The organism is Neisseria dentiae (assembly GCF_024580525.1).
In the GTDB taxonomy this organism is placed as follows: domain Bacteria; phylum Pseudomonadota; class Gammaproteobacteria; order Burkholderiales; family Neisseriaceae; genus Neisseria; species Neisseria dentiae_A.
The window spans coordinates 1-4,280 of sequence record NZ_JANIKQ010000044.1 but is presented as its reverse complement, the minus strand read 5'-3'; the positions used below and the strand labels follow the sequence as shown (position 1 = coordinate 4,280).

The window sequence follows — 4,280 nt, the reverse complement described above, 5'->3', positions numbered from 1 at the left end:
GACGGGTTTCCGCTTGGCGGGCTGGACGGGTTTCCGCTTGGCGGGCTGGACGGGTTGCCGCCGCCGTTTGACGGGCTGGACGGGTTGCCGCCGCCATTTGACGGGCTGGACGGGTTGCCGCCACCGTTTGACGGGCTGGACGGGTTGCCGCCACCGTTTGACGGGCTGGACGGGTTGCCGCCGCCGTTTGACGGGCTGGACGGGTTGCCGCCACCGTTTGACGGGCTGGACGGGTTGCCGCCACCGTTTGACGGGCTGGACGGGTTGCCGCCACCGTTTTGGTTTTCGTATTTGGCCACTGCTTCATTAAGGCCAACAAACTGTAACTCTGACGATTTCCGAGTTAAGTTAGTAGGAGAGTAAACGCACCAATTGCCAATACAAAACCGCTTTTTCCAAACGCCGACATTTCCAACATTAGAAGATTCCGGCGAATCCAAAGAGCAGACGATACCGCCATAGCATCGAAAACCGCGCCTTAAATACTCATACTCACCGCCGTACTTATCGACCATAGTCTTATCTTTTAACGCCGAGCAAAGATATTGAATGCCTGAAACACTTACCGCGTGTGTATCAGATTTATTCCGGCAAAAACTTACAGCCATAGAATAGGCCGCATCTTCCTTGTCATCTGCATACGCGACAGACAAAAAAAGAGCGGCCAAAACCGCAAAAATCCACTTTTTTAACATGGAATCAATCCTTGAAAATCATTGCACCAATCAAGACGGGAACGGCGACACCCAAGAAAAAATAAAAATCCATCATTTCAAAAACCCCTTAGAGATGGAAACGAAATAGACTGAAGCCATAACGCCCAAAAGCAACCAGCCTACCTCTAAACCGCTTTCAACGTTATCGAGCGGACTGCATTCAGGAAGAGCGGCTTTTAATGTTATGCCGTTCATTTGCCAAGACGACCCCGTATATTCAGGCTTGAGTAATTCCCCGTTTTGGTTTATTTGGGGTACTACCAAGCTGAAATAAACGTTTTCAGCCTGGGCTTGTTCCAAACATCTATTACCAACTTGGTAGTACATTATTCAAACCTTATCGCAAGAGACGCTTGGCAATGGAGATAACGAAAATCGACGCGAAAACGCCCACCACAATCCAGCCCAATTCCAAACCGTCGGTCTTTGCAGACTCAATAGAAGTCTTAGCGGTTTCAGGAATTGCGGCATAGGCTTGAGCAGCAAAAGCCAACGGAGCAGCGGCCAGCAGAACGACCTTAGAACCGCGTTTTTTCAATACATTGATGTTTTTCATGATATTACCTTTCATTAAGTGAATAAGACGCTTTCGGGGGCAAGCGACCAGCCCTTAAAATCATTTGTTTTCAATGGCAGGGCGGACACCTTGCGTTTTCGGCGGCTGCTCAATGACACGCATAGAGCGGACTTGCTGAAGCACTTGCGAGCCTTTTTTAACCGGCACAATATCTATATCTACTTCAATCGGCAGTTGACCGCGCAAATGGAGCAATTCAGCATGCTTAGATTCATCGCCGTACTCACATTGCATGGTGTCGTAACCGAATTCCTTTGCCGATGCGTCATAAACGGGCACTTCTATAAATACGCGGGTGTAGTCATAGGCTACGCCGCTTTCCGTTTGGCCTTTATTCCACGTTACCTTACGTAATGTTGCTTTCATTTCTTTAGTTACCTTTCATATTACGGTTTAACAAAAAATCAGGCGTTCTGTGCTTACGCCACATATAGAGCAGGTAATCATCTTCAGACCATGCCTTAGACGACTTACCCGCCGTACTTCCAAATTGTTCATTCAAATATTGCTTGTCTGCCAATGCCCTATATTCGTCATAAGTTCTATGCTTCATTCTTTGTACATTGCCCAATTCAACATCCAAATCCGCCATAACCCTTTCAATGCCTGAAGGCAAACGGCTGAACTGATGGATATAAATCAGATTTTCTGTTGCACAATCAAACGCAGCAGGGCTTAAACGCTTGGGCATATCGGTATGGCCGTTTTTGAGTGTTTCTATAATCTGTTCAGGCTCAAGACCCATACGCTCAAGCATCACGATAGCAGGCGCAGTTTGCATTGATGCGTACTTTAAAACGTGTTCCGCGCTTATATCCTTTTGTTTTTCAACCCGTTGTGCTTTTGCGGGAGTTTCTTGGTAGGAAAAAAAAAGACTTTCAAACGCGGGGAATGCGCCCGTTAGATATTGACCTGCATTTATTAATATGTCATGCGGTATCACAATGTCCCGATTGTGCAATTCAAGCTCAACACGCACCCAAGGACTATCGGAATCGCCTAATTGCTTGCCTTTTTCGTAGATACGAACAAAGCGGGAAGCGTTTTTACGCGAACCGATATAAAGTGTCTTGCCTGTACCGCGATACTGGAGCCAGTCGCCGCCGACCATTTCGGCAATAGGTTTAGTGCTTCTTGACGTATAAAGCCCTTGTTCCCATTCGGACAAAGCCTTTTCGGGGGTGTACTCACCGTTTAAAAAGTCATGCGCCAAATCGCAGCGTGTAATTTTTGCGTAAGGGGCGCGCGCCTTAATGAAGTCATATAAACGCTGCTCCCAGCCATCAAGAGCAGCAGTCAATCCAACACCTGTAAGAAATAAACAAACGGTATCCCTTTGATTTCTTCCACCTGACGCAAAAAATCCATAGTTTTCGGTGTCAGTACCCATATGATAGCTAACTTTATAGCCGTTTCGACCACCGCTATTTTTACACAGGAGACCAAAGCCAAAAATTTCCGCAATTTCCGCCGATGCGTTGGCCGCTATTTCTTCTTCCGTTCCCAATTGGTCATCACGAACAAAAACGGATTCAGGGAATGACACAGTCAAGGTATCAATAAATGCCGCTGTTGATTTACCCCGTTTTAATAAGACTTCTTTTATTTCGCCGTTGACGCTCACTAGTACGGTGTACCCTTCGCTTTTGGCTTGTCCCCCCGTGTTACTAGTGGGGGGATTATCTGCCGTTGATTGTGCCTGTTGCTGTTGGCATAAGTCGGCCATTTTGCTTAAAGCAGCTTTGGCACGTTGGGCGGCAATGGAGTTTTCGGAATAAATCGGAGTTTTCATTTTTATCACTCGACTTCAGAACGGCTAATGACACGCAAAGGGGCGGAACAGGTTTTGCAATGCCGCTCGTATTCAAAAACAGCTTCTGCAAAAGATTCCACTTGGCACAAATTCAGATAATCGAATTTGTTCAAAATGTACCGAAGCTGATAAGTGGCATCCGCATCAGATACAGGAGTTATGATTTCGTAGATTTTCGATTTTTTCATTTTTGCAACATTTGAAAATTATTTGTATACATGTAAACATTTATGCCGAATATACACAAGTTTACATATATACGCAATAACAAGTTACTTGCAAACATGGAAACTGTTGCACAAAATGCATACAGAAAGGAAAAAAAATGCAAAGCCTTAGAATTAAAGAGAATCAGCGAGAATCATTAAGAAGACTTGCCATAAACATCAACCGGAAACTTGTACAACTTGGCAGGCAACCTCTTAAAGACAGTGAACTAGCACACAAGCTACTAGACGAAGCATTAGAAAGAGCCGAAGTCAAAGATAACGGCGAAATACACATTAAATAAACAACAGAAAGGAAACGTCATGACTGAAAAAGAAGACTGGTGGAAGCAACCCAAACGAGGCGAATACATCAGATGGGAGCAGGGCCTAAGACTGCTGCAAGCCATCTTGGCATGCCTAATCATCATCGCAGGCACAAGCATTTATGCCGCTTATACCGTTTGGGATTTCCGTAGCGACATCCAACAACTAGAAAGCGATCTAAAACGCATGTTTCGATAAGGTACATTTGCACAGTCTTGCCCGAAATAGGGCGCCCGAATAAAATAACCGCTTATTATCACATAAGCGGTTGTTTTTATTATGCAATCTCAAAGCCAATGGCTGGATATGTACAAAAACATGGCTAGCATACGCACCGATTACAAGCTTGCCCAAAAATGGCAAACCAGCAGCAGCCGCATCAGCCAAATCCGAAAAGGCCGTCTGAAATTAAGCTTTGCCGAATGTCTGATAATCGCCAAAACCCTACAAATAGACCCACTGGAAATCCTTGCCGCGCTTGCTTATCCGACGGCCAAAGCCCACGAAAAAGACCTTGTCAAAGATGTCTACTTTGACGCCTTAATCAAAACCATAGGCGCACGCATGAGCATAGCGGCCACTGCCAGAGGATACCGCCATGGCTGGCGGCGGAATAAGTAGCCTATGCTATTTCGCATAAT

The 4,280-nt window shown here is 45.7% G+C and carries 8 protein-coding genes; 3 read left to right on the top strand and 5 right to left on the bottom strand.

Translation table 11 applies throughout. The annotated features are described in order from the left end of the window. From NQ012_RS12725 to NQ012_RS12705, 5 genes are all read right to left on the bottom strand, one after another. Positions 1-695 (bottom strand): hypothetical protein (locus NQ012_RS12725; protein ID WP_257067945.1); only part of this gene is annotated, 695 nt, incomplete at its 3' end. A 72-nt stretch (positions 696-767) separates the two neighbouring features. Continuing rightward, entirely contained in the window at positions 768-1,043 is a 276-nt protein-coding gene (locus tag NQ012_RS12720; RefSeq protein WP_257067944.1) for a hypothetical protein, read from the bottom strand. 10 nt (positions 1,044-1,053) lie between these two features. After that, on the bottom strand, positions 1,054-1,272 hold the full coding sequence (locus NQ012_RS12715; RefSeq protein ID WP_257067943.1) for a major capsid protein: 219 nt from the start codon (positions 1,270-1,272) through the stop codon (positions 1,054-1,056). A gap of 60 nt (positions 1,273-1,332) precedes the next feature. After that, the gene (locus tag NQ012_RS12710; protein WP_257067942.1) at positions 1,333-1,659 is read right to left on the bottom strand and encodes a hypothetical protein; all 327 of its coding nucleotides are present in this window, start codon (positions 1,657-1,659) and stop codon (positions 1,333-1,335) included. Positions 1,660-1,663: 4 nt separating this feature from the next. Next, on the bottom strand, positions 1,664-3,085 hold the full coding sequence (locus NQ012_RS12705; RefSeq protein ID WP_257067941.1) for a replication initiation factor domain-containing protein: 1,422 nt from the start codon (positions 3,083-3,085) through the stop codon (positions 1,664-1,666). A gap of 346 nt (positions 3,086-3,431) precedes the next feature. Here NQ012_RS12705 and NQ012_RS12700 point away from each other — a divergent pair, with 346 nt between their 5' ends. The 3 genes from NQ012_RS12700 (at position 3,432) to NQ012_RS12690 (ending at position 4,260) form a co-directional block, all read left to right on the top strand. Beyond that, positions 3,432-3,617, top strand: coding sequence for a hypothetical protein (locus tag NQ012_RS12700; RefSeq protein WP_257067940.1), 186 nt, complete (start codon positions 3,432-3,434; stop codon positions 3,615-3,617). A gap of 19 nt (positions 3,618-3,636) precedes the next feature. Next, on the top strand, positions 3,637-3,837 hold the full coding sequence (locus tag NQ012_RS12695; protein WP_257067939.1) for a hypothetical protein: 201 nt from the start codon (positions 3,637-3,639) through the stop codon (positions 3,835-3,837). Between the two features lie 81 nt (positions 3,838-3,918). After that, positions 3,919-4,260 carry a hypothetical protein gene (locus NQ012_RS12690; protein ID WP_257067938.1) on the top strand — a complete coding sequence of 114 codons (342 nt, stop codon included), beginning with the start codon at positions 3,919-3,921 and terminating at the stop codon, positions 4,258-4,260. The last annotated feature ends 20 nt before the right edge of the window (positions 4,261-4,280 follow it).